The organism is Collimonas sp. OK412 (genome assembly GCF_900112135.1).
Lineage (GTDB): Bacteria > Pseudomonadota > Gammaproteobacteria > Burkholderiales > Burkholderiaceae_D > Collimonas > Collimonas rhizosphaerae.
Genome location: NZ_FOLC01000055.1, coordinates 1 through 3,065, shown reverse-complemented (window position 1 = coordinate 3,065; position 3,065 = coordinate 1). Strand labels below are relative to the sequence as shown.

Below are 3,065 nucleotides of genomic sequence, written 5' to 3'. Positions count from 1 at the left end.
ACGTCACAGCGATGGCACGATTGAATCGACCTATCGCAGAACATCGCGAGTATTAAATTCGTACCCTTTACAAGGGGCGGCTAATGGGTGACCCCGATCCTTCTCTGCCCGCTCTAGCGCGAACGCTAAAGGTGCAAGTAGATGAATTTTTGGGCGATACAACGAAGAGCCACGCCAAGCGTGGTCCGGCTTCGCAATTGGAGCGCAGCATCGAACGTATTAACCAATTGCCCAAGACGAAACAACGCTTTGTTTTACAGATGCTTGATACCGTGCTGGCGCAATCAGGGCAATAGTCGCTTTAATTAGCCGCTAATAAAAAAGCCGCTTTCAGAACCTTGGGTAACTGCCAGGGCTGAGAGCGGCTTTTCTTTTTTAAAACAAGACATCAGCAAACAATTCCATGCATGACAAATGCAATACGTACCATGAGTTAGCTGTAATACGCTAAAAGCGTAGGTGTATTACAGCTGAGAAGCCAGCTGCGACAGGCACTTTGGCGATTTTAGTTATTTTTCTCAGCATCTTTTTATCGCAGTTTTTGCTAAAAAAAACAGCCACATTTTCTTTTACTATCAAGCAATTAGCTCTCATAAACAACTTAGCTGTATTACAAACTACGCGTACCTGTATGACACGTAAAATCCCTGCCACCACAGGGATTTTACCGATTTCAACCATGTTGCGTGGTGTGTGACCAGTCCTTCAGGGGAAGTGGGGATTTCCCACGCAACTAAAGGGTTGGTGAGTTGTTGGCTTTTCCAGGTAGCGGAGAATTCTGCAATTTTCTGGAATTGAGCGAACCAGCAGCGGATAACACCCTCACGCCGGATTAATTCCAACTCTCACGCTGCACCACGCCGGCATATCACAAGAAATAGCAAAGAAATCTTCAACATACTCAAGCCCTAGCGTCTGAAGTCTTGATATAAATTCATTCATTGCTTCTTCGCCAAACGACGGGCCAAACGACACTAAATCATCATTGCTATCGAGGGGATGTTCGACTTCCATCACCTGAAGGAGTTGCGTGTAATCAATGCTTTTGGCAATAAGCGCCGCTTGTCGAATAACGATGCCATATTCGTTTGTAGCTTTAACTGTATTCATTATTTTACCTTTGGAATTACGGTGCCAGGCGGCACATGTATTTGAACGTTATAGACTGGGGTGCTCGGCATCGGCTGGAACATCTGGAACCACTCAGGTTTTCCAGCTGTGCTTAGCGCTTTTTCTGGAACTGCAAAATCGATTCTTATAGGGCCGGTTCCCCCAGGTTTGGCAGCATCAAGCGCAGTGACATAAACACGATTTCCGGCTCCAATGCCAGTAGGAATCGCAGTTCCACCATTTTGCATCCAAGTAGCCGCCTCATCTGGACTAACCCACCGGGAAACTGTTGTATAGCCCGGTGGAAGCGGGCCTGTCGCAGAGCCAAGTCCCCTAGGCGCAGTGACGCTCCAACCTGGGCCAAGTGTTGGGACCGCATCGCCCACTACCGCTGCGTTATTTACCCCGACGACATTCACCGTTCGGGGCTTGGCAAACGGTGCACCCGTAGCCACCGCCCCAGCCATTTCTACCGAGTTACCTAAAGCCCCAAATGCCCGCGCGGTATTATCATTAACGCCAACGGTTCTCAAACCACCATACACAGCACCACCAAGCGGCGAATCATAAAGCATGCCATTACGATTAACAAACTCCTGTGCTGGTAACAAACCACTGCCTTGTGCAGAGCCTACCATCACCCCGTCAGTCCATTGCCTGTTATAGGCTATTCTCAATGCTTGGTCATTTGCCTTATCACCGTAAGGATTAGCTGCCGTGCTATCAACATAATCATTCCAGGTGGAGGTCTGTGTATTTCTCGCATCTAGAAACTCTGCTGGGTCAGTAATCATATAAGAGACATCATGAGTCCGCTTTGGTGTAAGACTATCTGCGCCTTTATCGATGCCATTGAGCCGCGTGAATTTCGTATTGCCTCGCTCGCCACCATCGCTTACTGTCAGGCCATCCGATGTGCGGACCGGCCGGCCAGTTGCATTGACGACACTACCGCCGTACACGTCGGCATACTGATCGGCGACAGTTCTTGCAGGACCATTCCAATACTGCCCCTCTGTCATCCCATTTGCGCTGCCAGACCTGTCAGCGAGTTGGAATTTTTCACCAACAGGCGTATTGCCATCGTCATAGCCATAGATTTTGGTAGGCGTCGCCGCCATCTGATCGACCACAGCGTTACCGATCGTACTGGCCACCACGTCTCGTAAAATTCCCGGCAAGTTATTCTGAAAACTACCACCTCGCACCAAACTGCTGGCCGCACCAGCAGCCAACCCCGCCGCAATGCCGCGTGTCATGGTTTGCCCCGCATCGCTCATCGACGCTCCGCTGCGCACCGCTTCCCAGCCTTTGTCTCCAAATTGCGATCGACCAATACTGTCTGCAACCCCTGCACTCACCCCAGTAGCAATCGCAGAAGCTGCCACGCTGCGCCAATCAAAATGGCTCTGCAATCCGGTAGCCACTTCAACCCCTTGGCTGACAACGCTGGTAATCGCTCCTCTGACAACTCCTTGCGTAAAAGCGCTGCTTCCTTGCAGCGCCGGACCGTACTGCACGACGCCGCCGGCGACTGCACCGCCAATGGCTCCCATGGCTACGCCGGTCCAGTCGAATCCATTTTGCTGCCCTCCTGCAATCAATACAGCTTGCGAAGCGGTTGCGCCTGCAGCCCCCCCGATGGCACCGGCCGCGACAGGGCCCCAAGCTGGGGGAACAGCGCCAGCCGTATAAATCGTCACAACAATCGCGACAACCATTGCGAGGAATTGTACAAAACTGCCACACCCGCCGTCCGAAGACGGCGGTGGCGGCGGCAACGGCTCCGTCGGCAAGTACGGCAACGTATCGCCAATCGCCTGTCCCGGGTTATAGACCCTGAAAGTCGACGCCGTATTGTGGAAGTTGCTGACCTTGTTAGGAATCGAGATCACCTGTCCGGCCGCAATGTGGTCGCCATTGGTCAGCCCGTTGGCATCCGCAATCAAATACCA

4 protein-coding genes are annotated in these 3,065 nt (G+C 51.8%); 1 reads left to right on the top strand and 3 read right to left on the bottom strand.

Going from position 1 to position 3,065, the window contains the following annotated elements:
- Positions 1 to 83 precede the first annotated feature (83 nt).
- Entirely contained in the window at positions 84 to 296 is a 213-nt protein-coding gene (locus tag BM062_RS25470; RefSeq protein WP_139220207.1) for a hypothetical protein, read from the top strand.
- Positions 297 to 447: 151 nt separating this feature from the next.
- Here BM062_RS25470 and BM062_RS25465 read toward each other — a convergent pair whose 3' ends face one another.
- The 3 genes from BM062_RS25465 to BM062_RS25765 all read right to left on the bottom strand — a co-directional run.
- Positions 448 to 681 (bottom strand): hypothetical protein, encoded by a 234-nt coding sequence (locus BM062_RS25465; RefSeq protein WP_139220206.1) that lies wholly within the window; start codon positions 679 to 681, stop codon positions 448 to 450.
- Between the two features lie 141 nt (positions 682 to 822).
- On the bottom strand, positions 823 to 1,110 hold the full coding sequence (locus BM062_RS24795; RefSeq protein WP_092402387.1) for a hypothetical protein: 288 nt from the start codon (positions 1,108 to 1,110) through the stop codon (positions 823 to 825).
- The coding region (locus BM062_RS25765) for a hypothetical protein (RefSeq protein WP_175501158.1) at positions 1,110 to 3,065 on the bottom strand (1,956 nt) is incomplete at its 5' end. The genes BM062_RS24795 and BM062_RS25765, both read right to left, overlap by 1 nt.